The organism is Pseudomonas sp. DW-iso3, assembly GCF_058725305.1.
The window spans coordinates 540,211-564,998 of record NZ_JBZXDZ010000005.1; the positions used below are offsets into that span (position 1 = coordinate 540,211).

The following is a 24,788-nucleotide window of genomic DNA, read 5'->3' on the forward strand; positions in this document are numbered from 1 at the left end:
TTTTTACCGGCATTGCCGCCGACCGGTTGGCTGATCGCCCTGCTGGTGTTGGCCTTGATGCTGTTGCCGTTTCGCACTTATCCCTTGGCGTTTTTTCTGTTGGGGCTGAGTTGGGCCTGTATCAGCGCGCAGTGGGCGCTGGATGACCGTCTCAGGCCCGCGCTGGAGGGGCAAACACGCTGGGTGGAAGGGCAGGTCAGCGGGCTGCCGCAACAGACGGGCGATGGCGTGCGCTTCGTACTCACCGACAGTCGGTCGCGTAACGCTCGGTTGCCCAAGCGCATCCGGGTGTCCTGGCGCGGTGGGCCGCCCGTGCGCAGCGGTGAACGCTGGCGCCTGGCAATCACCCTCAAGCGGCCGGCCGGGTTGCTGAACTTTCATGGGTTTGATCAGGAGGCCTGGCTGCTCGCCCAGCGCATCGGCGCCACGGGTACGGTAAAGGACGGAGAGCGCCTGGCCCCGGCTACCGCCGCCTGGCGTGACAGTGTGCGTCAGCGCCTGCTGGCGGTAGATGCCCAAGGCAGGGAGGCAGGCCTGATTGCCTTGGTGTTGGGCGATGGCTCTGGATTGGCGGCGGCTGATTGGCAGGTACTGCAGGACACCGGCACTGTGCACCTGCTGGTCATCTCCGGCCAGCACATCGGCTTGCTCGCTGGCTTGATCTACGGATTGATCGCCGGCCTGGCGCGCTATGGGTTCTGGCCTCGAACCTGGCCGTGGCTGCCGTGGGCCTGTGGGCTGGCGTTCACCACGGCATTGGGTTATGGCTTGCTGGCCGGGTTTGGCGTGCGGTACAGCGCGCCTGTGTGATGGTTGGGTTGGTATTGTTGTGGCGATGGCGCTTGCGTCATCTCGGGCTGTGGTGGCCGTTGTTGCTGGCGCTCAATGGGGTGCTGGTCCTGGAACCATTGGCCAGTGTGCAGCCGGGTTTCTGGCTGTCATTTGCGGCGGTGGCGGTGCTGATCCTGGCGTTTGGCGGACGGCTGGGGCCCTGGAGCCTATGGCAGGCCTGGACCCGGCCGCAGTGGTTGATTGCCATCGGGTTGTTTCCGGTCTTGCTGGTGTTGGGGTTGCCCATCAGCCTGAGCGCACCATTCGCTAACCTGGTGGCGGTGCCATGGATCAGCCTGGTGGTATTGCCGTTGGCCCTGTTGGGCAGCGCATTGCTGGTGCTGCCGTTTGTGGGGGAAGGATTGCTCTGGCTGGCGGGAGGGGCGCTGGATGCCTTGTTTAACGGCTTGGCGTGGCTCGCCGGGCAGATGCCGGCCTGGATTCCGGCCGAAGTACCGCCGGGGTATTGGCTGGTGAGTCTGCTGGGCGCCACGTTGCTCCTGTTGCCCAAGGGCGTGCCGTTTCGTGTGCTGGGCTGGCCGATGCTGTTGCTGGCGGTGTTTCCACCGCGAGCGCCGGTGCCTGACGGGCAGGTGGAGGTGACGCAGCTTGACGTCGGCCAGGGGCAATCGCTGATTTTGCGTACCCGCCATCACACCTTGCTGTACGACGCCGGCCCGCGCTCCGGAGCCTTTGACCTGGGGGCCCGCGTGGTACTGCCATCTTTGCGAAAACTCGGGATAGGGGAGCTGGACATGCTGCTGCTCAGCCACGCCGACGCCGATCATGCCGGTGGCGCAGCAGCCATTGCCAAAGGCATGCCGATCAAGCGCGTGGTGGGCGGAGAGACCGAAGGCCTGCCAATATCGCTCGGCACCCAGCCTTGCGTCAGTGGCGAGCGCTGGACCTGGGATGGCGTGACCTTCGAACTCTGGCAATGGCCTGACGCTATCAGCGGCAACGCGAAGTCCTGCGTTTTGCAGGTGCAGGCCAAGGGTGAGCGCCTGTTGCTGACCGGTGATATTGACCGCGCAGCCGAACAGGCCATGCTCGCGTCCCCCCTTGCTGTGCCCACCGATTGGCTGCAGGCGCCGCACCATGGCAGTCGCAGTTCTTCGTCCTGGCCCTTTGTGGAACGGCTTGCGCCGCGATCTGTGCTGATCTCGCGTGGGCGCAGCAACGCGTTCGGCCATCCCCATCCGCAGGTGATGGCGCGTTACCAGCGGTTGGGCAGCCAGGTGTATGACTCTGCCGAGCAGGGCGCCGTGCGTCTGCGATTGGGGGCTTTCGCGGCGCCGGTTGTTGCGCGCAGTCAACGCCGGTTCTGGCGCGAGCGGTTACCTTAGCCGAGGCCGATGGGGTCTGTGGTCTACGCACCTATATGGTAAAGTGGCGCACTTTTTCGAGGGGACATTCACTGTGTGGGAATTGGTCAAATCCGGCGGCTGGATGATGTTGCCGATCATCATGAGCTCTATCGCCGCACTCGGCATCGTCGCCGAACGCCTGTGGACCCTGCGCGCCAGCCGCGTGACCCCCGAGCATCTGCTGGGGCAGGTCTGGGGTTGGATCAAGAACAAGCAACTGGACAAGGAAAAGCTCCAGGAACTGCGCGCCAACTCCCCGTTGGGTGAAATCCTTGCTGCAGGCCTGGCCAACTCCAAGCACGGTCGCGAGATCATGAAGGAGTGCATCGAAGAGGCCGCCGCCCGCGTCATTCATGAGCTTGAGCGTTATATCAATGCTCTCGGCACCATCGCCGCGATGGCGCCGTTGCTCGGCTTGCTCGGCACAGTGCTGGGCATGATCGATATTTTCAGCTCATTCATGGGCGCCGGCATGACCACCAACGCGGCCGTACTGGCCGGCGGTATCTCCAAAGCGCTGATCACCACAGCCGCAGGCTTGATGGTGGGTATTCCTTCGGTGTTCTTCCACCGATTCCTGCAACGTCGCATTGATGAGCTGGTGGTCGGCATGGAACAGGAAGCCATCAAGCTGGTGGAAGTGGTGCAAGGCGACCGTGACGTCGACCTGGTTGGGGGCAAAGCGTGAAATTTCGCCGCAAGCAACGGGAAAACGTCGATATCAACCTCGCGTCGCTGATTGACGTGGTGTTTATCCTGCTGCTGTTTTTTGTCGTCACCACCACCTTCACCCGGCAGACCGAGCTGCGCGTCGACCTGCCGGAAGCCGTGAGCGGCTCGCCGGCCGAAGACCAGCAAGTCAAGCAACTGGACATCGCCATCAGCGCCGACGGGGTGTTTTCGGTGAACAACCAGTTGCTTGAGAAAAACGACCTGGCCAGCCTGATGGACGCCTTGCAGAAAGAGTCCGGCGGCGACACCAAGCTGCCACTGTCCATCAGTGCCGACGGCAAGACCCAGCATCAGGCCGTGATCACCGCGATGGACGCCGCCGGAAAGCTCGGCTTCAGTCATCTGCGCATGACCACCGTCGAGGCGGCGGGCCAACCCTGATGGCCATGTCCGATCGTTTGCTCAAGGCCTGGTACGAGGGCCATCCGGCACTCACGCTGCTCCGCCCGCTGGAGTCCTTGTACCGTGGGGTTGTGCAGCGCAAGCGTGCGCGCTTCCTGGCGGGTGAGGGCGAGATCTATCAATCGCCGGTGCCGGTGGTGGTGGTCGGTAATATCACCGTGGGTGGCACTGGCAAGACGCCATTGATCCTGTGGTTGATCGAACATTGTCGACGCAGCGGCTTGCGCGTGGGAGTGGTCAGCCGCGGTTATGGCGCCAAGCCGCCACAGTTGCCATGGCGGGTTGAAGCCAGCCATAGCGCCGAAGTGGCGGGTGACGAGCCTTTGTTGATCGTGCAGCGCTGCGGCGTCCCGTTGGTGATCGACCCCAATCGTAGCCATGCGGTCCAGGCGCTGTTGGCCAGCGAAACCGTGGACCTGATCCTTTCCGACGACGGCCTGCAGCACTACCGCCTGGCCCGTGACCTTGAACTGGTCCTGATCGACGCCGCCCGCGGCCTGGGCAACCGTCGTTGCCTGCCGGCGGGGCCGTTGCGTGAGCCGGTGGAGCGGCTGCAGAGTGTCGACGCGTTGCTGTACAACGGCGCCGTCAGTGATCGAGACGATGGTTTCGCCTTTCGCTTGCAACCCACGGCACTGGTCAACCTGCTGACCGGCGAGCGGCAGCCGGTGGATCATTTTCCCGCCGGCCAGCCGGTGCATGCGGTCGCCGGTATTGGCAACCCGCAACGTTTCTTCAATACCCTTGAAACGCTACACTGGCAGCCGATACCCCATGCATTTGCCGACCACGCGCCCTACAGCGCTGAGGTCCTGAATTTTACGCCGTCATTGCCGCTGGTCATGACCGAGAAGGACGCGGTGAAGTGCCGCGCCTTTGCCCAGCCCGACTGGTGGTACCTTGCGGTGGATGCACTGCCGTCGCGGGCGTTCATCGCCTGGTTCGACACGCAGTTGATGCGTCTGCTGCCTGCCCGTCTTTTGCCTTAAACCGCTGCTTTCCAGGAACCACTCATGGACACCAAACTGCTCGACATCCTCGCTTGCCCGATCTGCAAAGGCCCGCTCAAGCTCAGCGCCGACAAAACCGAGCTGATCAGCAAAGGCGCCGGCCTGGCTTACCCGATCCGCGATGGCATCCCGGTGATGCTGGAAAGCGAAGCCCGTACCCTGACCACCGACGAGCGTCTGGATAAATGACCACCGCCTTTACCGTTGTCATTCCTTCCCGCTACGCATCGACCCGTTTGCCGGGCAAGCCGCTGCAACTCATCGGCGACAAGCCGATGATCCAGCGGGTGTGGGAACAGGCCTGCAAAAGCAGCGCCGAGCGTGTGGTGGTGGCCACCGACGATCCGCGCATCATCGAAGCCTGCAAGGGGTTTGGCGCCGAGGCGGTGTTGACCCGCGAAGACCATAACTCCGGCACCGATCGCCTGGCTGAAGTTGCCACCCAGCTTGGCCTGGCACCGGACGCCATCGTGGTCAACGTACAGGGTGACGAACCCCTGATCCCGCCCAGCGTGATCGACCAGGTCGCTGCCAACCTGGCCGCCCATGGCGAAGCGCGCATGGCGACCCTCGCCGAGCCGATTGAAGACATCGAGACCCTGTTCAACCCCAACGTGGTGAAAGTGGTCAGCGACATCAACGGCCTGGCGCTGACGTTCAGCCGCTCGGTCTTGCCTTGGGCGCGCGACGCCTTCGCCAAGAAACCTGACGTATTGCCGCAAGGCGTGCCTTACCGTCGCCATATCGGCATTTACGCCTACCGCGCCGGTTTCCTGCATGACTTCGTCAGCTGGGGCCCGTGCTGGCTGGAAAACACTGAATCCCTGGAGCAACTGCGGGCCCTGTGGCACGGCGTGCGTATCCATGTGGGCGATGCGCTGGAAGCACCGCCGGCCGGTGTCGATACCCCGGAAGACCTTGAGCGCGTCCGTCGCCTGCTGGGGGCCTGATGGAGGTTCTGTTTGTCTGCCTGGGCAACATCTGCCGTTCGCCCACAGCAGAAGGCGTACTGCGTCATAAATTGCGCGAAGCGGGGCTGGCGGGGCAGGTGGAAGTAGCGTCTGCAGGGACGGGTGAATGGCATGTCGGCAACCCGCCGGATCAACGCAGTCAGCGTGCGGCGTTGGTGCGCGGCTACGATCTGTCCGCCCAGCGTGCCCAGCAGGTGTCTCGCGCCGACTTTGCGCGCTATGACCTGATCCTGGCCATGGATCACAGCAACCTGCGCAACCTCAAGGCCCTGCAACCGGGCCAGGGCAAGGCGGAGCTGGACCTTTTCCTGCGCCGCTACGACGCCGAAGTTGACGAAGTGCCGGACCCGTATTACGAAGGTGAACAAGGCTTCGAACGGGTCCTGGACCTGATCGAACGCGCCTGTGATTTATTGGTGATCGAATTGAAGGGGCGGTTATGACCTTGCAAGTGCTTGCGCAGGTATCGCTCAAGCCATTCAACAGCTTTGGCATTGATGTCAGTGCCCAGTTGTTTGCCGAGGCCCACAGCGATGATGACGTCCGTGAGGCGCTGGCCTATTCAGCGGTGCACGCGGTGCCGCTGTTGGTGATCGGCGGTGGTAGCAACTTGCTGTTGACTCAGGACATACCGGCGCTGGTCCTGCGCATGGCTACCCAAGGCATCCGGGTGTTGCATGACGACGGCACGCAGGTGGTGGTCGAAGCCGAAGCCGGCGAAGCCTGGCATCCGTTCGTGCTGTGGACCCTGGAACAGGGATTCTGCGGCCTGGAAAACCTCAGCCTTATCCCCGGCACCGTCGGTGCAGCTCCGATGCAGAACATCGGCGCCTACGGCGTGGAGATCAAGGATGTATTCGCCGGCCTGACTGCTCTGGATCGCCACACCGGCGAGCTGCGCGACTTTAGCCTGGACGAGTGCAACTTTGCCTACCGCGACAGTCTGTTCAAACACGAAACCGGACGCTGGCTGATCCTGCGCGTGCGCTTTGCCCTGAGTCGCGCCAGCCACCTGAAACTCGATTACGGGCCGGTGCAACAGCGCCTGGCGGGGCAGGGGATCACCGAGGCGACGCCGAGTGACGTCAGCAGCGCGATCTGCAGCATCCGCCGAGAAAAACTGCCGGACCCGGCAGAACTGGGCAATGCCGGCAGCTTCTTCAAGAACCCGCTGGTGTCCCAAGCGCTGGCGGCTGAGCTGCAAGCGGTGTATCCGGACCTGGTGGCGTACCCGCAGGCGGATGGGCAGATGAAGCTCGCGGCCGGCTGGCTGATCGACAAGGCGGGGTGGAAGGGCTTTCGCGACGGCGATGCCGGCGTACACAAGTTGCAGGCGTTGGTGCTGGTCAACTATGGCGATGCCACGGGGCACGATATTGCGAACTTGGCCCAGCGTATCCAGCGCGACATCGCTGAGCGTTTCAAGGTTGATCTGGAAATGGAGCCCAACCAGTATTAACTCCCTTGAAACAAAAATGCCCCGCATCTTTCGATGCGGGGCATTTTTTATTGCGTTAACAATCAGTCATCACGGCTCATGATGCCGAAGATCTGCAACAGGCTGATGAACAGGTTGTAGATCGACACATACAGGCTGACGGTCGCCATGATGTAGTTACGCTCGCCACCATGGATGATTGCGCTGGTCTGGAACAGGATGCACACCGAGGAGAACAGCACGAAACCTGCGCTGATCGCCAGTTGCAGGCCGCTGATCTGGAAGAACATGCCCGCAACCACCGCCGCCAGCAGCACGAAGAAACCAGCGGTGATGAAGCCACCCAGGAAGCTCATGTCCTTACGGGTGATCAGCACGTAGGCCGACAGACCACCAAACACCAGCGCCGTCATGGCGAACGCCGAGCTGACCACTTCCGCGCCGCCAGCCATGCCGAGGTAACGGTTGAGGATCGGGCCGAGGATAAAGCCCATGAAACCGGTCAAGGCAAACGCCGACACCAGGCCCCAGGCCGAGTCACGCAGCTTGTTGGTCAGGAAGAACAGACCATAGAAGCCGATCAGCACGACAAAGATATTCGGGTAGCCGACACGCATCTGCTGGGCCACGAACGCCATCACGCCGCTGAATGCGAGGGTAAGGGCGAGCAAGCCATAGGTGTTGCGCAACACGCGGCTGACTTCAAGCTGCTCAGCCTGCGCGTTACCATTCACTGCGTAATTCTGTTCGCGCATGGCGACACTCCTTCGATTTTGAAACGTTCAGTCGCAAAGATCATAACAGACGCTCTGTAACAAGCGATGGCAAGAGTTTGACAGTGTGTTTCATTCGGGTATTATGGCGCCCGCTGAGACGGGATGGGCTACTATAATCCTGTGATGCACAAGGGAAATTGGCAGAGTGGTTGAATGCACCGGTCTTGAAAACCGGCGGACGTTAATAGCGTCTCCAGGGTTCGAATCCCTGGTTTCCCGCCAAGATTCAAACAAAAGCCCCGCGATTGCGGGGCTTTTGTGTTTCTGGGATTAGGTGGTGGAAGATCAGCTTTTACTCGTCATCTCTTTGTTTTTTTACTACTATTGTCCGTCTGTGCGCTCAAGGAAGAGAGGCTGAGCGCCTTGAGTCTGGTAGAGAATTTACACTCGAAGATTGAGTGGGTTATTGCTTTTACCCAGAACCTAACGACTCAGCCAACCATAATGACCTCTTGGTGAACCCGATGGATAAAATGTGTGGCATCGTTGTAGTGGTAGGACTTGCCCTCGCGGGATGCGCTACGAAAACTCCAGAAAAAAAACCTGAAGTGACTCCACCTCCCGCCGTCGTCCATGAAGCACCACCTGAAGTCGCACCTTCGTCACCACCCAATTGGACTGTGCGATATGAGGCTGCACCTGCTAACGCGGCGGCCCACGCCTCTCCAGAGTCCGCTCAGCCAGAATCAGAAACAGACTTAAACCAGAATCGCGCTGAGCAATGCCGTAAAGAGCTGGATGTCTTAAAGGTTTACAACAAAGCGTCCTACGTTAAATACGAGGCGGAATACCAAGCCATTGCTGCCAAGACGGCTAAATATATGGAAATCAAGGACTCGTTGGGTTCCGATTTGAACTATATGGTTATGCCCGCGTATCAATTTCAAATTCGTGAGTTCTGCTTCCGCGTGAAAACCCGGCTGTCGGAGCTTGTGCTTCGCCAAGCCAAATAATTCAGGCGAACCCGCTGCGAGTGGTTTCTGGTCTAGAGAGGTCAGGTGGGGGCCGTAAGGCTTAAAAACCCTGTTGACGTATCCAAGACCACAAAAGTTAATGCCTCGACTTGTCGGGGCATTAACTTTTAGGCGGTGCTGGCGGCGTTTTAACACAGCCAATGCCGACACTCAGCGTGCTACAGATAGTTCATTACAAAGGTAACCGACGCGTTGGCAGTGCCGGCCTTCAGTTCGCCGTCAGCCAGGCGGTAATAAGCCGCAGAAAGAGGGATTTTGAAGCTTGTGCCTGTGGTACTGAAGCCATTGAATGGGTAGGTAGTACCCAGGACAATAGGTTTACCGGTGTCGTCCATCAGTTTCAGGCCGATGCCTTTTGCGGTCGAACTGGCGTTCAACGCTACGATGCCTTGTTGCTGATCAATCACTTGAGAAGTGGCTTTAAGGGCATAGGTGACCTTCTGGATACCTGTCTGGCATTGGTTAAGACCAATGTTGAATCGAACGCTTTGTGACGTATCACCAATCTTGCTGAATTCATCAAGGTAATAGTCATCTCCCATTTGAACAGAAACATCTGGGGTCTCGCAGGATGCAGCGTTCAAGATGATTGGGTTGGTCAGGTTAACCTTCACAAGATCAATATCGCCGTACCGATGCGCTCCCAGGTTGCCTGCGGGAACCTCATTTTTCGATGACAGTTCACCTGATTTAGTAATTTCAAGGGTGTACGTCCTGCTTGGGTCCAGGTAATTCCCGGACATAACCCTGTCTGCACTTAAATAGCCATTTTGTGAGGTCTTGATTTTCATTGACAGCCCTGTTTTACCCAGGGGGAAAGTAGTACCAGTCTTAACGCTACCAAATGTCGGGTTCAGACTAAAGATAAAGGGTGACGATACAGTGCAGTTAAAACCCTGCTTCGGTGCTGTGATGGTTTCTTCGTACACCACCGTGCCTGCGGGCGTATCTCGAGGGACCGTCAAGGTAATTGGCGCGGCGGCGTAGTTAGCCGTGAACGTTTCACCCTGGGTGAAATTGCAACTCGCGGCCATCGTATCCGCTGAATAAGCAGACATAACCGCGGCGGCGGTACTCAGCAGTGCACGCAGTCGGCGTTGTTTTTCTGAAACACACATTTTGTTCACGGCCATGATAGAGGCAAGATGGACGAGCACCCTATCGATCAACTACGGCTGAGAAAATCAGGCGATTCTTAGAGTGTGTGCCGCGATGACGCTATTTGCAGTGGAAGGGGCCGCGGGAGGAGGTCAATCATTTGCACACCTTGATACTTGCCCGCGACTTGATTGGTTTTCGAGCCAGGCAGGTTAGGTAAAACCATCGCCAGCCCGGCTGTTGATTAGTTCCACCGCTGCCTTTTCACCCGATACATCTCCCCATCCGCATGACTCAACAGCGTATCTGCATCCTCTCCATCCGCCGGGTAAAACGCCACGCCAACACTGCAGGACGGCATCTTCACCCCGCCAAACTCGGCACCCAGTGGCTCAGCCATGACTGCAAGTATCTGCGCCACCTTGCCGGCCACCGCATCCTGCGACTGGATATCCGTAATCAACACCGTGAACTCATCCCCGCCCATCCGGGCCACCAGGTCGCTCTCGCGCACGCAGCGCTCCAGTCGTCGGGCAATCACACAGAGCACGCGATCGCCCATGGCATGGCCATGCACATCGTTGATGCCCTTGAAGTCATTGATGTCCAGGAACAGCAGCGCCAGGATCTGGTTATGAAGCTGTGCGGCCTTCAGGGCGTCGTCCAGCCGAGCATTGAACAGCGACCGGTTGGTGAGGGCCGTCAGCGGGTCATGATGGGCGAGGAAGCGTAGTTCTTCCTCGGCCTGGGTGAGTGCGGTCACGTCCCGTGCGACGCCGATCCGCGCCCCGACCTCTTCGGACCAGAACGCCGCCCACAGGATATGTACGACGCTGCCATCCTTGCGGATATAACGGTTGCGGAAGTCGACATGGGGTTGGCCGTTCATGACCCGGATAATGGAGGCGCGAGTGCGTGCCAGGTCTTCAGGGTGCATGTAGTGAGTGATCAGGGTACCCACCAGCTCATTGGCGCTGTAGCCGAGCAGTGCCTCGCAGGCATCGCTCACGAAGACAATCTGGTTATCGCCGTCGACGACGAAGACCGTATCCAGCATCAGGTGGATCAGTTTGGGATAGAGGGCTTCCAGGTCAATGGGCATTGGCAGTCAGGCGTCTGATTCATAGGGGCTGATCATAGCCCGAACACGGCGAGTGGCGGCGAGACGTGCGGTGATTTTTTGATGTCCTGCATCACGGGGGCTGTTTGCCCGGGGTGTTCACAACACCTGGTCAAACGTATGATCGGGCCGAGCGCCCTATCCGGTCGCTGAGACTCACCCCCTTTTGAAGGACATGAGCATGCAAAAGCACTTCGGTAATTCAGGCCTGTTCAAGGCTGCTTCGTACATCTGCGACGAAACCCTCGGCAGCGGCATCGCCGGCTGGGAGTTGAAAAACAGTGCGTTGAATACGAAGGAGTTTTTGATATGTCCAAAGAATTACTCGGAGTTTCTGCTCTAGGGTTGATGGTCGTCGGTGAGTTTTGTGCAATCTACAGTGAGGTAGTCACCGCCAGGCTGGCCCAAGCCAGCGACGGCTCATGGCAAGCTTTCATCATGCCGGTGGTGGTGATGTGCTTCGCAGGACTTTGTCTGTTGGGGGCTTATTGGCTGGGTTATCTGGCAGTCGGTGATATCTGGGTGGTCACGGTGGTTTCCGTGACGTCGTTATTGCTGCTGGAACCGATCGTGATCTGGGCGCTGTTCCAGGAGTTTCCCGGCCGAGGCGCGATGATCGGGTTTTGCCTGGGAGCCTTGGGCATGCTGGCCACTGTCTTGCTGTAGCGGCACGCTCTGGCCCGGCATTTGGATGTCGGGCCAGATTAGAGTGAGCAGCGGGCAATACCTTCCACCGCCGCAAGGGCGGCTGAGTATTAAAGCCGTGACACGCAACTCAGCAAAAAAGCTGCGCCACCGAAAGCAGGCAAATCATCTGGACAACCATTTGCGCACGAATTGGATGTTTCATTGCCGTGACCCTGATTACAGTCGTTACAGTAAGTATAGAGACAGAATAGAATTATTCAGAATGTAAGCCCATTCATCTGCCCAGCGGTCTCTGGTTACAACTCTCTGCCCCCGGTCACTGCACTTTTCTGGATTTCTCCGCTCTATCCTTGTCCCAGCCCCGCCGATCCCCGCGTGGGCGGATGAATCAGATCGGGTGCCGATGGATCGCACGTTTCCTTGTTTCAATCGTCGACGGGTGCGCCAGCCCTTGCTGCTGGCGGCCTTGTTAATGCTCTGTGCCAGCGGCTGCAGCCAGCAGCAGGGGCAGGATATCGTCAAGCAGTTCAGCAATGGCAAGCCCGATGAGTTCTTCCAGACCAGTGTCGATCGCATGGCGACGCTGGGCATGCGCGACAATCTGCAAAGCCTGTATTTACTGATGAGCAAACTCTATCTGCGTAATCCCAGCCAGTGGCGGCAGTCGGGTTACCCGGACGCGGTGACTGCGGCGCGGGAGATTCGCCAGGCCATCGAGCAACGTCGCGCACTACCAGCCCTAGGGGAGCGTCGTGACCTGGCGGCGCTGAGTTACTCCTTGAGCCCTGAATTCAAAGGCGACCGGGTCGGCGCCTTCATCTACGCAATCGGCAGCATGATCGTGACCGCCCACGGTGGACGCACGGAGTTCTACATCACCGATTCAATCAACCCGCAGTTCGTCAGCAATGCCGCGCGCAATATCGAGAAGGCCACGTGGCTGCTGAGCAAACGTCAGGATGCGAATGGCGTGCTGCTGCTGTTTTCCAACGAAATTTCGGAGGAGGGCAGCAACCTCAGCTTCGCGGTGGAGTTCGGCAAGATCGTCGCGCGTCTCGATCTGCTGACCCAGATGCTCGATGAACGCTACCGGCGTATTGGCCTGAACTATGCGCAGAGCTTGTTGCTGATGAATTTTCTGCCGGTGCAATAAACAGGGATACGTCAGCATAAAGGTACGGTGCTTCCCTTTTGCGCGTAGGAATCGGCCTATCTTGCTGCCCACTGCTTGAAACACCCCTTGGTCATCAATAGCCTCGGATTTTTCTGAAATATGAGGCCTTTACCATGGGTAAGCGGAAAACGGTTTGGCCTACTGAAAGAGAAATACGCCTGCGCTTTATCCTGTTGGCTGTGATCGATGCGGCGAGTATTCAGGGTGTCTGCGCCGAACTGTTGTTGCCTGCGCACGAACTCCTGCGTGACTCGCCCATCGAGGCGCAATTGCTCGATGCACTGCGCGGGATACTGGCAACGGATGAAATGTATGGATTCCGATTGGCTCCGGGATCAGAAGCAGAAGAATTGATGCAGGTGCTGAATATCCCCGACAGCTGAGGATTTTGTGTGGGAGGCGACAACGTCCTGGATGGAGTCGCGCCCCATACGGATGTGAACCTCCTATGTGCCAGGTCAGCTTCAGCTGTGTCACGCAAAACAGCCCAGGAGGTCAAAGCGTTAATAAGGCGTGACCTGGCGCGCGTCCCAGCCTTCCCACCACGTGCCCCCCGAACTCCAAGGACCTGCCCGATGCTGTTGCGCCACCCTCCGTTCCTGTTTGCCGCCCTGACGTTAAGCTCGCTGGTGCACGCCGAAGACCTGCAATTGGCCCCGGTCGAAGTCACCAGCAGCGAAGCCAGCGCCGGTGAAGTGGCCGAGGCGCAGCTCAAGAGTGTGCCCGGTGGCACCAACTACATCGACATGAATAGCGTGCAGCAGGGGCGAGTGAGTACCAACGAAGACGTATTCAAGTACCAGGCCGGGGTGTACGCCAAGGCGGCTAACAACGAAGGGGTGAAGCTCTCGATTCGCGGTTCGGGCCTGAACCGCAGCCCCGGGTCCCACGCCTCCGGCCTGTACGAAATGTTCGACGGCCTGCCGTTGACCGGTCCTGGCGGCACCCCTTACGAGCTGAAAGACCCGTTGTGGCAAAGCCGGGTAGAAGTGCTGCGCGGCGCCAACGGTTTTGACCAGGGCGCGTTGGCCCTAGGCGGCGCCGTCAACTACGTGACCCGCACGGGCTACGATGCGCCCAAGCTGCAACTGCGCTATGAAGCGGGCAGCAAAGGCTACGCCCAGCGTGAGATCAGTTCCGGCCAGGTGCTGGGGGATGCCGACTATTACATCAGCCTCACCGATTCCGAATCCGACGGCTACCAGCACCAGAGCGCAGCAACCGGCAAAGGGGTGGCCGCCAACTTCGGTTACCGCTTCAACCCGGACCTGGAAACCCGCTTCTATTTCCGCTACCGCGAAACCACCAACGACACGCCGGGCAAACTCACGCGATACCAGATCAGCCACGACCCGCGCGCGGCCGCCAGCCTCAACGCCGCCCGTGACTCCAAGCGCCTGCAGCCGGGCTCGACCTGGATCGCCAACAAGACCACCTTGCAGCTGGACGATAATGCCCGCGTCGAAGTCGGCCTGGCGTACCACGATTACCCGATGGACCTGCGTGAAGGCACCAACCGCCTCAAAGTCGCGTACACCGATATCAGCAGCACCCTCAACTACATCCGTCAGGACACGCTGTTTGGCCACGACAGCAACACCACCGTCGGCCTGCGCACCACCCAGGCGATGCCCAACAACGGCGCCTCGGAATATGCGCGCATGCCTGCCGGTAATACCGCTGGCTACGCGCCCGGCACCAAGACCCGTGACTACAGCTACCTGGGCTCCGACACCGTGTTGCACATCGGCAACGATCTGGAACTGATTCCCGACCTATGGCTGACCACCGGCCTGGCGGCGATCTACACCCGTCGCGAAACCCAGGTCACCTATCCCGAAGGCCAGGCGCCGCTCAGCCAGCACGACTGGGACTACGCTCCGCGTATCGGCCTGCGGTACGACTTCACCCCGCACCTGCAGGTGTACGGCAACCTGAGCCGATCGGTCGAGCCGCCGCATGCGTGGTCGATGATTTGGGGTTCGAACAAATACTTCCCCAAAGACAGCGGCCCGGCCACCGGCCTTCAGCGTGAAGGCGTGAGCCTGAAAAACCAGACCGCCACCACCCTGGAATTCGGCGGGCGCGGCGAGCAATGGTTCGGCCAGTGGGACCTGGCGCTGTACCGCTCTGAAGTGCGCCACGAATTGCTCACGGTGGAAACCCAGGCGCAAACCGCCACCCGCAATGCCATCGTCGCAGAATCCAACGCCAGCCCCACTGTGCACCAGGGCGTGGAACTGAGCCTGCTCAGCCCGTTGTGGGAAGGCGGCCATAACGGCCAGCTCACTCTGCGCCAGGCCTACACCTTCAGCGACTTCCACTACCGTGATGACGACCGCTTTGGCGACAACGCCCTGCCGGGTATCCCCAAGCACTACTATCAGGCGCAGGTGCGCTACAGCCATCCGACCGGTTTCTACACCAGCCTTAACACCGAGCATTCATCAAGAGTGGCAGTGGACTACGCCAACTCCTACTACGCCGCGTCCTACACGGTGCTCGGTGCCACCTTCGGCTACGATGCGCCCCAGCAGGATTGGCAAGCCTGGGTCGACCTGCGCAATCTCACCAACCGCCGTTACGCCAACACCGTCACGCCGGGATACGACGATAAAGGCCTGGATGTAGCGCGTTCCACGCCGGCGGATGGCCGTGGCATCTACACCGGTGTGTCGTGGAGCTGGCGCTGAGCCCCTTGCCCAAACCCTGTTTTACTGGCATTGTCTGCGCAATTGGCAATTATTCCCATTTGAGATCTTTTTGCGCATGCACGACATTCCGGCCGCGCCAGGCGACTCCGTCCGGCAGCAGACCCTTACGGCGATGTACAGCGAGCACCACGGCTGGTTGCACGGCTGGCTGCGCAAGAAACTCGGGTGTTCCCAGCATGCAGCGGACCTCGCCCATGACGCCTTCATCCGCGTCTTGATGCTGGCCGAACCTCAACAGATCAAAGAGCCCCGCGCGTTCCTGGCCACCACGGCAGGGCGGTTGCTGATCGACGGCGCCCGTCGTCGTCGCATCGAAAAAGCCTACATGGAAGCCCTGGTGATCCAGTGCGAGGACGCTGGCATGCCCGACCCGGCCGCGATTCATGTCGCGCTGCAAGCCCTGGAACGTATTGCGGAGATGCTTGCCGGGCTGCCTGCCAAGGCGCGCGAAGCGTTCCTGCTGAGCCGCCTCGACGGGCTGACCTACAGCGAAATCGCCACACGCCTGGACGTGTCTGCCAGCACCGTCAAAAACTACATCTCCAGTGCCTTGGTTCACTGCTACCACAGCCTGCACCCGGCAGACCCGCTGGCATGAGTTCCGAACAGATCATCCAACAAGCGGCGCAGTGGCTGACCCGCCTGCATGACGAAAACGTCACCGAGGCCGACCACCAGGCATTCAACACCTGGCGCCAGGCCGACCCGCGGCACGCTGTGGCCATCGAACGCATGGGCGCAGTATGGGGCAGCCTCGACACGCTGCCGGCCAAGCCCGCACGCATTGCCTTGAACCGCGCATTCGCCCCGCGACGTGCGCGAGGTGCGCAAGCGGTGGGCTTGCTCGGCGTGGTCCTGTGCGGCTGGCTGGGCCTGCAACACCTGCCGGTCTGGATGGCCGACCAGCGCACCGGCGTCGGCGAGCGCCGGCAGATCGCCCTCGAAGACGGCAGCCAGTTGCAGCTCAACAGCAATTCGGCGGTCGACGTGAAATTCGACGGCCATCAACGGGTCATCGAGTTGCTGCAAGGCGAACTCTGGGTGGACGTGGCCAAGGATGCGCAACGGCCGTTCGTGGTGCGTACCGACCAAGGTACGGCCACGGCATTGGGCACGCGTTATCTGGTCAAACGTGCAGCGGATGGCACCACGGTGGTCACGGTGATCGAGTCCAGCGTCGCGGTCAAAGGCGCCACCCGCGACGGCGTCAACGTCACCGCCGGCCAGCGTTCGGTCCTCGATCACGGCCGCGCCCAGCCGCCGCAAGCCATCGGCAACAGCGACCCGGACGCCTGGACCCGTGGCCTGCTCAAGGTCAACGATCAACCCCTGAGCGACGTGCTGCAAACCCTCGCCAGCTACCGCCATGGCATGCTGCGCTTCGACCCTCAGGCGTTGCAGGACCTGCGGGTGTCCGGTGTGTTCAAGCTGGATGATACGGCGGCGGCGCTGTCGTCACTGGCGGACAACCTGCCGATCCAGGTGGAGTACTTCACCGACCTGCTGGTGGTGGTCAAGCCGCGTTAGCCTTCGTGCTGGCGCAGGCGTTTGTACAAGGTGTTGCGACTCACCCCCAGCTCCCGCGCCAGGTGGGAGATGTTCCCGCCTGCCGCCTTCAAACGCTGGTTCAGATCGATGCTGTCATCCAGGTATTCACTGGCGGGCAGCGGCGGATCTACCTTCAAGTCCACAAAAAAATCATCTGGCAGGTGTTCCGCGCGGATCGGCTGTTCCTCAGCCATGGCCAGCGCCACCTGCAACACGCTGCTCACCTGACGCAGATTCCCCGGCCACGGGTGCTGTTCGAATAACGCCAGCACTTCGGCGCTGAGGCCTGCCCATTGAGTCGGCTCGCGGTGTTGCTGCCACAGTTGTTGGAACAGTGCCTGCTTATCGGTACGTTCGCGCAACGGCGGCAGTTCCAAGGTCAAGCCGCCGATGCGGTAGTACAAATCCTCACGAAAACGTCCGGCCTGCACCAGCTCGCGCAGTGCACGGTTGGTGGCCGAGATGATTCGCAGATCTACCGGGAACAGCTCGCTGCTGCCCACCGGCTGTACACAGCGCTCCTGCAGCACCCGCAGCAAACGGGCCTGGGTCGGCAGGGGCATATCACCGATCTCGTCGAGAAACAGCGTGCCCTTGTCGGCCTTGCGGATCAGGCCGATGCTGCCTTTCTGATTGGCGCCGGTGAAGGCGCCTTTTTCATAGCCGAACAGTTCCGATTCCACCAGCTCGGCGGGAATCGCCGCACAGTTCACCGCGATAAACGCCTTCTGGCTGCGCGAACTGGCCTGGTGCAGGGCTTTGACGAACACTTCCTTGCCCACGCCGGTTTCGCCATGGATCAGCAGCGGAATGTCCTTTTCCAGTAAGCGTTCAGCCTGGCGCACGGCCTTCTCCACGCGTACATCGCCGAAGTGCAGGGTCTTGAGGCCAATCGACGCAGGCGTCGGTGGCGTCGGCTCGGTGAACACGCGCGCCTGCACGGGCATCTGCTTGGGGCGTCTCAACACGCATTGGAAGCGGTTGCGTCCTGCGGCCTGCAGGGAGAAAGGCAATCCTTCCGGCTGGTTCAACAACTCCAGCAATGACACCTTGAACAAACTGTCGATCATCACCCGCGACAAGCTGATGCCCAGCAGGTTGTCGGCACGCCGGTTGGCTGACAGCACCTGACCGCTCTCATCGAAGATCAGCAGGCCGGCCCACTGGCTGTCGAGGTTGCTCAGGCCGGTGTTGAAGGTCAGTTGGAAGTGCTCGCCGCGAAACAGGTTGAGGATCAGCCGGTTTTCCACGGTCTGGCTCATCATCTTGACCATGCCCAGGGTGTGCGAGGGCGGCAGGTAGCTGTCGCTGGACACATCCAGCACCGCGATGATCTCGCGCTGCGCATCGAAAATCGGCGCCGCCGAGCCGGTCATGAAGCGGTTGGCCTTGAGGAAGTGTTCATCGTGCTCGATATGCACCGCTTGGGCACAGGCCAGCGCGGTGCCGATGGCATTGGTGCCGCTGGAGCGCTCCATCCAGCTGGCGCCGGGGTTGAAGCCTCTGGCCAGCTTGGGGTCGATAAATCGCTGGGTGCCCCAGCTGGTCAGCACCTGGCCCTGGTTGTCGGCCAGCATGATCAGGCAGTTGGAATTACTGAGGATGTTTTCGTAATAGGGCAGCACTTCCTGATGCGTGGTCTGTACCAGCGAGTGCTGGCTTTCCAGCAGTTGACTGATGCCCTCGGCGGGGAGCTGGTCGAAGCTGGGCGTGCTCTGGTGGTCCAGGCCGAAGGCGCGGCAGCGGCGCCAGGATTCCTGGATAAGGGTGTCGTGAGCCAGTGGTTCGGCCATGGGGTGACCTTCGTTTTTATTGTTATTGGGCTTGCACAATCTGCCTGGAAAAACCGCTCCCACAGTTGCCCTGTGTTGTGCATGAGAGTGTTGTTCAGAACTGTTCATTGTCAACCCCTGAACTGTTCAATTGTTCAGTCAGATTGTTCACTCTCGAACATCGCTTTCACCCCATTTCCTTGCACATCAAACACTTGTCGTTTTGGCACGAAACTCGCTCTGACAGCTGGCCAGATTCATTCCAATAATAAAAAAGGTCGTGTCATGTCATTGACCCTGGAACATGTCTCCCGCGTTGTCGAAGGCCAGACCTGGATCGACGATGCCACCCTGCGTTTCGAAGCCGGTTCCTTTAACGTCTTGCTCGGTCGCACCCTGTCCGGCAAGACCAGCCTGATGCGCCTGATGGCCGGCTTGGATAAGCCCAACAGCGGTCGCATCCTGATGAACGGTGTGGATGTCACGCAAAAGCCGGTGCGCCTGCGCAACGTGTCGATGGTCTACCAGCAGTTCATCAACTACCCGACCATGACGGTGTTCGAGAACATCGCCTCGCCGTTGCGCCAGGCCGGTGTGTCCAATGAGCTGATCCAGAGCAAAGTGCTGGAAACCGCGAAGATGCTGCGCATCGAGAAATTCCTCCAGCGTCACCCGCTGGAACTCTCCGGTGGCCAGCAGCAGCGCACGGCCATGGCGCGCGCACTGGTCAAGGACGCCGAGCTGATCCTGTTCGACGAACCACTGGTGAACCTGGACTACAAACTGCGCGAAGAACTGCGTCAGGAAATGCGCGAGCTGTTCGCCGCGCGCCACACCATCGCCATCTACGCCACCACCGAGCCCAACGAAGCGTTGGCCCTGGGCGGCACCACCACCATTCTTAACGAAGGCCGGGTGATTCAGAGCGGCAAGGCTGCCGAGGTCTATCACCAGCCGCAGACCGTGCTGGCGGCCGAGCTGTTTTCCGAGCCGCCGATCAACCTGATGCCGGGGCGTATCAGCGGCAATGAGGTGAGCTTTGCCAATTTCGTGCACTTCCCGCTGAACGTCGATCTGCGCCCGATTGGCGAAGGCGAATTCCGTTTTGGCGTACGCCCCAGCCATATCAGCCTGGTGCCAAGCAACGATGACGATCTGGAGCTGGCGGTCACCGTGGAAGTCGCGGAGATCAGTGGTTCGGAAACCTTCCTGCATGTGCGCAGCGAACATTTCCTGCTGGTACTGCACCTGCCGGGGGTCCACGAATACGACGTCGACGCGCCGATCCGCGTGTATATCCCCACCCATAAACTGTTTGTGTTCGATGGGCAGGGCCGTTTGGTCCAGGCCCCCGGGCGCCGTGTTGCGAGGGTTGCCTGATGGCCGAGATCCATTTGCAGAACCTGGCGCATAGCTACAGCCCTACGCCGAGCGGTCCTGAGGACTACGCCATTCGGGAAATGAACCATGTGTGGGAGCAGGGTGGGGCCTACGCCTTGCTTGGGCCGTCGGGCTGCGGCAAGTCGACCCTGCTCAACATCATCTCCGGCCTGCTCAGCCCGTCCGAAGGCCATGTGCTGTTTGACAGCAAAGTGGTCAATGACCTCACCCCGGAAAAACGCAACATCGCCCAGGTGTTTCAGTTCCCGGTGGTGTACGACACCATGACGGTGTTCGACAACCTCGCGTTCCCGCTGCGCAACCAGGGCATGGCCGAGGCAAAAATCCACAGCAAGGTGCAGGAAATTGCCGAAGTTCTCGACCTGCAGAACCTGCTGACCAAGAAGGCCCGCAACCTCACCGCCGACGAGAAACAGAAAGTCTCCATGGGCCGTGGCCTGGTGCGTGACGACGTGTCGGCAATCCTGTTCGATGAACCGTTGACGGTGATCGATCCGCACCTCAAGTGGAAACTGCGACGCAAACTCAAGCAGATCCACGAGCAGTTCAACATCACCATGGTCTACGTCACCCACGATCAGTTGGAGGCCTCGACCTTCGCCGACAAGATCGCGGTGATGTACGGCGGCCAGATCGTGCAATTCGGCACACCCCGCGATCTGTTCGAACGGCCCAGCCATACTTTTGTCGGCTATTTCATCGGCAGCCCTGGGATGAATCTGATCGAGGTGCAAGCCGAGGCGGGCGGGGTGCGGTTTGCCGACACCCACCTGCCATTGCCAGCGGCCTTGCAGCAACGTATTGCCAACACCGAGTACAAAAAGCTGCAGGTCGGTATCCGCCCGGAATTCATCCACGTGTGGGACGAGTACAACCCTGACGCCCTGCAGGCCGATATCACTCATCTCGAAGACCTCGGCACCTACAAGATTATTACCCTCAACCTCAACGGCGCGTTGCTCAAGGTACGCCTGGCCGAAGACAAACCCGTGCCCGAAGGCAAGGCCTCCATCAGCTTTCCCGCGCAGTGGTTGATGGTGTACGCCGACGATTACCTGCTGGAGGTGCAGCCATGAACAAGGTGCAAAACAACAAGGCCTGGTGGCTGGTGCTGCCAGTGTTCCTGCTGGTGGCATTCAGTGCGGTGATCCCGATGATGACCGTGGTCAACTACTCGGTGCAGGACATCTTCGACCAGTCCAGTCGCTACTTCGTCGGTGCCGACTGGTATAAGCAGGTGCTGCTTGACCCACGCCTGCACGATTCGCTGCTGCGTCAGTTCATTTACTCGGCCTGCGTGTTGCTGATCGAAATCCCGTTGGGCATCGCCATCGCCCTGACCATGCCGACCAAGGGCCGCTGGTCTTCGCTGGTGCTGATCATCCTCGCCATCCCGCTGCTGATCCCATGGAACGTGGTAGGGACAATCTGGCAGATCTTCGGTCGCGCCGATATCGGCCTGCTGGGTTACAGCCTCAACGCCCTGGGCATCAGTTATAACTACGCCGCCAACACCATGGACGCCTGGGTAACGGTGCTGGTGATGGACGTATGGCACTGGACTTCCCTGGTGGCGCTGCTCTGCTACTCCGGACTGCGCGCGATTCCGGACGTGTACTACCAGGCTGCGCGGATTGATCGCGCATCGCCCTGGGCGGTGTTCCGACATATCCAGTTGCCGAAGATGAAAAGCGTGCTGCTGATCGCGGTGATGCTGCGCTTTATGGACAGCTTCATGATCTACACCGAGCCTTTCGTCCTCACCGGCGGCGGTCCGGGTAACGCTACTACGTTCCTGAGTCAGACGCTGACCCAGATGGCTGTAGGCCAATTCGACCTGGGCCCGGCGGCGGCATTCTCGCTGGTGTATTTCCTGATCATCCTGTTGGTGTCCTGGCTGTTCTACACCGCCATGACCCACTCCGACGCCAACCGCTGAGGCCGCCAACATGAGTAAGCGCAAGGTTATTCCGCTGCTGATCTACATCCTGTTCCTGCTGGTGCCGATCTACTGGCTGCTGAACATGTCCTTCAAGAGCAACACCGAAATCCTCGGCGGGTTGACGCTGTTTCCGCAGGATTTCACCCTGGCCAACTACAAGGTGATCTTCACCGACCCGAGTTGGTACACCGGCTACCTCAACTCGCTGTACTACGTAAGCCTGAACACGGTGATCTCCCTGAGCGTGGCGCTGCCGGCGGCCTATGCGTTTTCGCGCTACCGCTTCCTGGGCGACAAGCATCTGTTCTTCTGGTTGCTGACCAACCGCATGGCGCCACCGGCGGTGTTCCTGCTGCCGTTCTTCCAGCTGTATTCGTCCATCGGGCTGTTCGACACGCACATCGCGGTGGCGCTGGCGCACTGCCTGTTCAACGTGCCGTTGGCGGTGTGGATCCTTGAAGGCTTCATGTCCGGCGTGCCCAAGGAAATCGACGAAACCGCCTACATCGACGGCTACTCGTTTCCTAAGTTCTTCGTGAAGATTTTTATCCCGTTGATCGGCTCCGGCATCGGTGTCACCGCGTTTTTCTGCTTCATGTTCTCCTGGGTCGAACTGTTGCTGGCGCGCACCCTGACCTCGGTCAATGCCAAGCCCATCGCGGCGGTGATGACCCGCACGGTGTCGGCGTCGGGTATCGATTGGGGCGTGCTGGCGGCGGCGGGGGTGTTGACTATCCTTCCCGGCATGCTGGTGATCTGGTTTGTTCGCAACCACGTGGCCAAGGGCTTTGCCCTGGGCCGGGTCTGAGGAGTCGATGATGGAATGGATGGCCTGGACCACCCCCACCGCGCTGTTTTTTGGTGCCATAGCCCTGATCCTGGCGGGCATGACCACTTGGGAGCTGCGTTCTCCGAGTATTCCCCGGCGTGGGTTCTTACCGATCAGCACCACCCGTGGTGATCGTTTGTTTATCGGTCTTCTCGGCAGCGCCTACCTGCATTTGCTGGTCATCGGCGTTACCGACTGGAGCATCTGGGTGGCGTCCGCGCTCTCCCTGGTATGGCTGTTGAGTGTGATGCGTTGGGGCTAGTGCCCTTATGAATAAACAACCTGGAGGTCTCTATGTTGAATAAGAACAATAAGCTGCGACATAGCATTTCATTGGCCGCCGTACTGGCCCTCAGTGGTTTGAGCGCCTCGGCCTGGGCCGATGCGTACGAAGATGCCGCAAAAAAATGGATCGGCAGCGAGTTCAAGCCGTCCACCCTCACGGCTGAACAGCAGCTTGAAGAGCTCAAGTGGTTTATCAAAGCTGCGGAACCGTTCCGTGGGATGAAGATCAACGTGGTGTCGGAAACCCTCACCACCCACGAGTACGAGTCCAAGGTGCTGGCCAAGGCCTTCAGCGAAATCACCGGCATCAAGCTGACCCACGACCTGCTGCAGGAAGGCGACGTGGTGGAGAAGCTGCAAACCCAAATGCAGTCCGACAAGAACATCTATGACGGCTGGGTCAACGACTCGGACCTGATCGGTACACACTTTCGCTACGGCAAGACCGAATCCATCACTGACCTGATGGCCAACGAAGGCAAGGACTTCACCTCGCCGACCCTGGATATCAAGGACTTTATCGGCATCTCCTTCACCACCGCGCCCGACGGCAAGATCTACCAATTGCCCGACCAACAATTCGCCAACCTGTACTGGTTCCGCGCCGACTGGTTCGAGCGTCCGGAGCTGAAAGCCAAATTCAAGGAAAAATACGGCTATGACCTCGGCGTACCAGTGAACTGGTCGGCCTATGAAGACATCGCCAAGTTCTTCAGCGAAGACGTCAAGGAGATCGACGGCAAGCGCGTGTATGGGCACATGGACTACGGCAAGAAAGACCCGTCCCTCGGCTGGCGCTTCACCGATGCCTGGTTCTCCATGGCCGGTGGCGGCGACAAGGGCCTGCCCAACGGCTTGCCGGTGGACGAGTGGGGCATTCGCGTGGAGGACTGCCACCCGGTCGGGTCCAGCGTCACCCGTGGCGGCGACACCAACGGCCCGGCCGCCGTGTATGCCACCCAGAAATATGTGGACTGGATGAAAGCCTATGCGCCACCGGAAGCGGCGGGCATGACCTTCTCCGAATCCGGCCCGGTGCCGTCCCAAGGCAACATCGCCCAGCAGATCTTCTGGTACACCGCGTTTACCGCCGACATGGTCAAGCCAGGCTTGCCTGTGGTGAATGCCGACGGCACGCCGAAATGGCGCATGGCGCCATCGCCCGTCGGACCGTACTGGGAAAAGGGTATGAAGAAGGGCTATCAGGACGTGGGCTCCTGGACGTTCCTCAAGTCGACGCCTGAGAAACAGAAGCTTGCGGCCTGGCTTTACGCGCAGTTCGTGACCTCGAAAACCGTGTCGCTGAAGAAAACCATCGTTGGTCTGACACCGATTCGTGAGTCCGACATCAACTCCCAGGCCATGACCGACATGGCACCGAAACTGGGTGGCCTGGTGGAGTTCTATCGCAGCCCGGCCCGAACCGAATGGTCGCCGACCGGCACCAACGTGCCGGACTACCCACGCCTGGCACAACTGTGGTGGAGCAACATCGCCGCCGCCGCCAGCGGCGAGAAAACCCCGCAACAGGCGTTGGACAACCTGGCCAAGGAACAGGACGCCATCATGACGCGCCTGGAACGCTCCAAGGTGCAACCGGTGTGCGGCCCGAAAATGAACCCCGAGCGTGACGCGCAATACTGGTTCGACCAGCCGGGCGCGCCGAAGCCGAAACTGGCCAATGAGAAACCGAAAGGCGAGACCGTGAACTACAACGACCTGCTCAAGCAGTGGGAGGCGGCGCGTAAGTAAAACT

At 60.0% G+C, this 24,788-nt stretch carries 25 protein-coding genes, 1 tRNA gene and 1 pseudogene; 23 read left to right on the forward strand and 4 right to left on the reverse strand.

Annotated features, from left to right (window positions below):
• Positions 1–57 precede the first annotated feature (57 nt).
• The 8 genes and pseudogenes from AC4PS7_RS17625 (at position 58) to murB (ending at position 6,772) form a co-directional block, all read left to right on the forward strand.
• Positions 58–2,177 (forward strand): annotated as a pseudogene (locus AC4PS7_RS17625) (DNA internalization-related competence protein ComEC/Rec2).
• Between the two features lie 73 nt (positions 2,178–2,250).
• A complete protein-coding gene (locus AC4PS7_RS17630) occupies positions 2,251–2,886 on the forward strand; it encodes a MotA/TolQ/ExbB proton channel family protein (protein ID WP_492179648.1) in 636 nt (211 codons plus the stop codon).
• A complete protein-coding gene (locus tag AC4PS7_RS17635; RefSeq protein ID WP_010209650.1) occupies positions 2,883–3,311 on the forward strand; it encodes an ExbD/TolR family protein in 429 nt (142 codons plus the stop codon). Before AC4PS7_RS17630 ends, AC4PS7_RS17635 begins: the two co-directional genes overlap by 4 nt.
• Positions 3,311–4,321 (forward strand): tetraacyldisaccharide 4'-kinase, encoded by a 1,011-nt coding sequence (gene lpxK / locus AC4PS7_RS17640; protein WP_010209651.1) that lies wholly within the window; start codon positions 3,311–3,313, stop codon positions 4,319–4,321. Before AC4PS7_RS17635 ends, lpxK begins: the two co-directional genes overlap by 1 nt.
• 24 nt (positions 4,322–4,345) lie before the next feature.
• Positions 4,346–4,531 carry a Trm112 family protein gene (locus tag AC4PS7_RS17645; RefSeq protein WP_003174668.1) on the forward strand — a complete coding sequence of 62 codons (186 nt, stop codon included), beginning with the start codon at positions 4,346–4,348 and terminating at the stop codon, positions 4,529–4,531.
• Complete coding sequence (kdsB, locus tag AC4PS7_RS17650) at positions 4,528–5,292, forward strand: 3-deoxy-manno-octulosonate cytidylyltransferase (protein ID WP_154847091.1); 765 nt, start codon at positions 4,528–4,530, stop codon at positions 5,290–5,292. The genes AC4PS7_RS17645 and kdsB overlap by 4 nt, the downstream gene beginning before the upstream one ends.
• Positions 5,292–5,756, forward strand: coding sequence for a low molecular weight protein-tyrosine-phosphatase (locus tag AC4PS7_RS17655; protein WP_010209653.1), 465 nt, complete (start codon positions 5,292–5,294; stop codon positions 5,754–5,756). Before kdsB ends, AC4PS7_RS17655 begins: the two co-directional genes overlap by 1 nt.
• Positions 5,753–6,772, forward strand: coding sequence for a UDP-N-acetylmuramate dehydrogenase (gene murB / locus AC4PS7_RS17660; protein ID WP_154847092.1), 1,020 nt, complete (start codon positions 5,753–5,755; stop codon positions 6,770–6,772). Before AC4PS7_RS17655 ends, murB begins: the two co-directional genes overlap by 4 nt.
• A gap of 62 nt (positions 6,773–6,834) precedes the next feature.
• Here murB and AC4PS7_RS17665 read toward each other — a convergent pair whose 3' ends face one another.
• Entirely contained in the window at positions 6,835–7,506 is a 672-nt protein-coding gene (locus tag AC4PS7_RS17665) for a Bax inhibitor-1/YccA family protein (RefSeq protein WP_003174664.1), read from the reverse strand.
• 152 nt (positions 7,507–7,658) lie between these two features.
• Here AC4PS7_RS17665 and AC4PS7_RS17670 point away from each other — a divergent pair.
• Positions 7,659–7,749: transfer RNA gene (locus AC4PS7_RS17670), tRNA-Ser, on the forward strand.
• 242 nt (positions 7,750–7,991) lie between these two features.
• On the forward strand, positions 7,992–8,480 hold the full coding sequence (locus tag AC4PS7_RS17675; RefSeq protein WP_231501082.1) for a YuaE family lipoprotein: 489 nt from the start codon (positions 7,992–7,994) through the stop codon (positions 8,478–8,480).
• Positions 8,481–8,659: 179 nt separating this feature from the next.
• On the opposite strand, the gene AC4PS7_RS17680 is transcribed toward AC4PS7_RS17675, so the two are convergent.
• On the reverse strand, positions 8,660–9,634 hold the full coding sequence (locus AC4PS7_RS17680) for a fimbrial protein (RefSeq protein WP_226994520.1): 975 nt from the start codon (positions 9,632–9,634) through the stop codon (positions 8,660–8,662).
• Between the two features lie 209 nt (positions 9,635–9,843).
• Positions 9,844–10,701, reverse strand: a complete 858-nt coding sequence (locus AC4PS7_RS17685) for a sensor domain-containing diguanylate cyclase (protein WP_021492744.1) — start codon at positions 10,699–10,701, stop codon at positions 9,844–9,846.
• A gap of 199 nt (positions 10,702–10,900) precedes the next feature.
• Between AC4PS7_RS17685 and AC4PS7_RS17690 the strand changes: the two genes are divergently transcribed.
• From AC4PS7_RS17690 to AC4PS7_RS17720, 7 genes are all read left to right on the forward strand, one after another.
• Positions 10,901–11,062 carry a hypothetical protein gene (locus AC4PS7_RS17690; RefSeq protein WP_167337370.1) on the forward strand — a complete coding sequence of 54 codons (162 nt, stop codon included), beginning with the start codon at positions 10,901–10,903 and terminating at the stop codon, positions 11,060–11,062.
• 5 nt (positions 11,063–11,067) lie between these two features.
• Positions 11,068–11,385, forward strand: a complete 318-nt coding sequence (locus AC4PS7_RS17695) for a hypothetical protein (RefSeq protein WP_010209663.1) — start codon at positions 11,068–11,070, stop codon at positions 11,383–11,385.
• 385 nt (positions 11,386–11,770) lie between these two features.
• Positions 11,771–12,520 (forward strand): hypothetical protein, encoded by a 750-nt coding sequence (locus AC4PS7_RS17700; RefSeq protein ID WP_031291146.1) that lies wholly within the window; start codon positions 11,771–11,773, stop codon positions 12,518–12,520.
• Between the two features lie 134 nt (positions 12,521–12,654).
• The gene (locus AC4PS7_RS17705; protein WP_044287348.1) at positions 12,655–12,924 is read left to right on the forward strand and encodes a hypothetical protein; all 270 of its coding nucleotides are present in this window, start codon (positions 12,655–12,657) and stop codon (positions 12,922–12,924) included.
• A 192-nt stretch (positions 12,925–13,116) separates the two neighbouring features.
• Complete coding sequence (locus AC4PS7_RS17710; protein ID WP_154847093.1) at positions 13,117–15,234, forward strand: TonB-dependent receptor family protein; 2,118 nt, start codon at positions 13,117–13,119, stop codon at positions 15,232–15,234.
• Between the two features lie 76 nt (positions 15,235–15,310).
• Entirely contained in the window at positions 15,311–15,853 is a 543-nt protein-coding gene (locus AC4PS7_RS17715; RefSeq protein ID WP_010209668.1) for a sigma-70 family RNA polymerase sigma factor, read from the forward strand.
• Positions 15,850–16,782, forward strand: coding sequence for a FecR family protein (locus tag AC4PS7_RS17720; protein ID WP_010209669.1), 933 nt, complete (start codon positions 15,850–15,852; stop codon positions 16,780–16,782). Before AC4PS7_RS17715 ends, AC4PS7_RS17720 begins: the two co-directional genes overlap by 4 nt.
• Here AC4PS7_RS17720 and AC4PS7_RS17725 read toward each other — a convergent pair.
• The gene (locus AC4PS7_RS17725) at positions 16,779–18,596 is read right to left on the reverse strand and encodes a sigma-54-dependent Fis family transcriptional regulator (RefSeq protein ID WP_010209670.1); all 1,818 of its coding nucleotides are present in this window, start codon (positions 18,594–18,596) and stop codon (positions 16,779–16,781) included. The two genes, AC4PS7_RS17720 and AC4PS7_RS17725, sit on opposite strands and share 4 nt — an antisense overlap.
• Positions 18,597–18,860: 264 nt before the next feature.
• Between AC4PS7_RS17725 and AC4PS7_RS17730 the strand changes: the two genes are divergently transcribed.
• From AC4PS7_RS17730 to AC4PS7_RS17755, 6 genes are read left to right on the forward strand one after another with little or no spacing between them, the layout of a single operon-like run.
• Positions 18,861–19,955, forward strand: coding sequence for an ABC transporter ATP-binding protein (locus tag AC4PS7_RS17730; RefSeq protein ID WP_106119288.1), 1,095 nt, complete (start codon positions 18,861–18,863; stop codon positions 19,953–19,955).
• On the forward strand, positions 19,955–21,052 hold the full coding sequence (locus tag AC4PS7_RS17735; protein ID WP_106119287.1) for an ABC transporter ATP-binding protein: 1,098 nt from the start codon (positions 19,955–19,957) through the stop codon (positions 21,050–21,052). Before AC4PS7_RS17730 ends, AC4PS7_RS17735 begins: the two co-directional genes overlap by 1 nt.
• Positions 21,049–21,915, forward strand: coding sequence for a carbohydrate ABC transporter permease (locus AC4PS7_RS17740; RefSeq protein WP_010209674.1), 867 nt, complete (start codon positions 21,049–21,051; stop codon positions 21,913–21,915). The genes AC4PS7_RS17735 and AC4PS7_RS17740 overlap by 4 nt, the downstream gene beginning before the upstream one ends.
• 10 nt (positions 21,916–21,925) lie before the next feature.
• Complete coding sequence (locus AC4PS7_RS17745; RefSeq protein ID WP_003174634.1) at positions 21,926–22,726, forward strand: carbohydrate ABC transporter permease; 801 nt, start codon at positions 21,926–21,928, stop codon at positions 22,724–22,726.
• 10 nt (positions 22,727–22,736) lie between these two features.
• Positions 22,737–23,009: a DUF2160 domain-containing protein gene (locus AC4PS7_RS17750; protein WP_010209675.1), complete on the forward strand. Its 273-nt coding sequence runs from the start codon at positions 22,737–22,739 to the stop codon at positions 23,007–23,009.
• 32 nt (positions 23,010–23,041) lie between these two features.
• A complete protein-coding gene (locus AC4PS7_RS17755) occupies positions 23,042–24,784 on the forward strand; it encodes an ABC transporter substrate-binding protein (protein WP_010209676.1) in 1,743 nt (580 codons plus the stop codon).
• Positions 24,785–24,788 lie beyond the last annotated feature (4 nt).

What these genes read in the sequence shown, in the direction of transcription:
- AC4PS7_RS17675 (WP_231501082.1), top strand. Translation starts at nt 7,992, where the DNA reads ATGGATAAAATGTGTGGCATCGTTGTAGTGGTAGGACTTGCCCTCGCG.
- lpxK (WP_010209651.1), top strand. Translation starts at nt 3,311, where the DNA reads ATGGCCATGTCCGATCGTTTGCTCAAGGCCTGGTACGAGGGCCATCCG.
- AC4PS7_RS17680 (WP_226994520.1), bottom strand. Translation starts at nt 9,634, where the DNA reads ATGGCCGTGAACAAAATGTGTGTTTCAGAAAAACAACGCCGACTGCGT.
- AC4PS7_RS17755 (WP_010209676.1), top strand. Translation starts at nt 23,042, where the DNA reads ATGTTGAATAAGAACAATAAGCTGCGACATAGCATTTCATTGGCCGCC.
- AC4PS7_RS17730 (WP_106119288.1), top strand. Translation starts at nt 18,861, where the DNA reads ATGTCATTGACCCTGGAACATGTCTCCCGCGTTGTCGAAGGCCAGACC.
- kdsB (WP_154847091.1), top strand. Translation starts at nt 4,528, where the DNA reads ATGACCACCGCCTTTACCGTTGTCATTCCTTCCCGCTACGCATCGACC.
- AC4PS7_RS17655 (WP_010209653.1), top strand. Translation starts at nt 5,292, where the DNA reads ATGGAGGTTCTGTTTGTCTGCCTGGGCAACATCTGCCGTTCGCCCACA.
- AC4PS7_RS17715 (WP_010209668.1), top strand. Translation starts at nt 15,311, where the DNA reads ATGCACGACATTCCGGCCGCGCCAGGCGACTCCGTCCGGCAGCAGACC.
- AC4PS7_RS17700 (WP_031291146.1), top strand. Translation starts at nt 11,771, where the DNA reads ATGGATCGCACGTTTCCTTGTTTCAATCGTCGACGGGTGCGCCAGCCC.
- AC4PS7_RS17645 (WP_003174668.1), top strand. Translation starts at nt 4,346, where the DNA reads ATGGACACCAAACTGCTCGACATCCTCGCTTGCCCGATCTGCAAAGGC.
- AC4PS7_RS17685 (WP_021492744.1), bottom strand. Translation starts at nt 10,701, where the DNA reads ATGCCCATTGACCTGGAAGCCCTCTATCCCAAACTGATCCACCTGATG.
- AC4PS7_RS17695 (WP_010209663.1), top strand. Translation starts at nt 11,068, where the DNA reads ATGGTCGTCGGTGAGTTTTGTGCAATCTACAGTGAGGTAGTCACCGCC.
- AC4PS7_RS17750 (WP_010209675.1), top strand. Translation starts at nt 22,737, where the DNA reads ATGGAATGGATGGCCTGGACCACCCCCACCGCGCTGTTTTTTGGTGCC.
- AC4PS7_RS17725 (WP_010209670.1), bottom strand. Translation starts at nt 18,596, where the DNA reads ATGGCCGAACCACTGGCTCACGACACCCTTATCCAGGAATCCTGGCGC.
- AC4PS7_RS17740 (WP_010209674.1), top strand. Translation starts at nt 21,049, where the DNA reads ATGAACAAGGTGCAAAACAACAAGGCCTGGTGGCTGGTGCTGCCAGTG.
- AC4PS7_RS17705 (WP_044287348.1), top strand. Translation starts at nt 12,655, where the DNA reads ATGGGTAAGCGGAAAACGGTTTGGCCTACTGAAAGAGAAATACGCCTG.
- AC4PS7_RS17720 (WP_010209669.1), top strand. Translation starts at nt 15,850, where the DNA reads ATGAGTTCCGAACAGATCATCCAACAAGCGGCGCAGTGGCTGACCCGC.
- AC4PS7_RS17735 (WP_106119287.1), top strand. Translation starts at nt 19,955, where the DNA reads ATGGCCGAGATCCATTTGCAGAACCTGGCGCATAGCTACAGCCCTACG.
- AC4PS7_RS17690 (WP_167337370.1), top strand. Translation starts at nt 10,901, where the DNA reads ATGCAAAAGCACTTCGGTAATTCAGGCCTGTTCAAGGCTGCTTCGTAC.
- AC4PS7_RS17710 (WP_154847093.1), top strand. Translation starts at nt 13,117, where the DNA reads ATGCTGTTGCGCCACCCTCCGTTCCTGTTTGCCGCCCTGACGTTAAGC.
- AC4PS7_RS17665 (WP_003174664.1), bottom strand. Translation starts at nt 7,506, where the DNA reads ATGCGCGAACAGAATTACGCAGTGAATGGTAACGCGCAGGCTGAGCAG.
- AC4PS7_RS17745 (WP_003174634.1), top strand. Translation starts at nt 21,926, where the DNA reads ATGAGTAAGCGCAAGGTTATTCCGCTGCTGATCTACATCCTGTTCCTG.
- murB (WP_154847092.1), top strand. Translation starts at nt 5,753, where the DNA reads ATGACCTTGCAAGTGCTTGCGCAGGTATCGCTCAAGCCATTCAACAGC.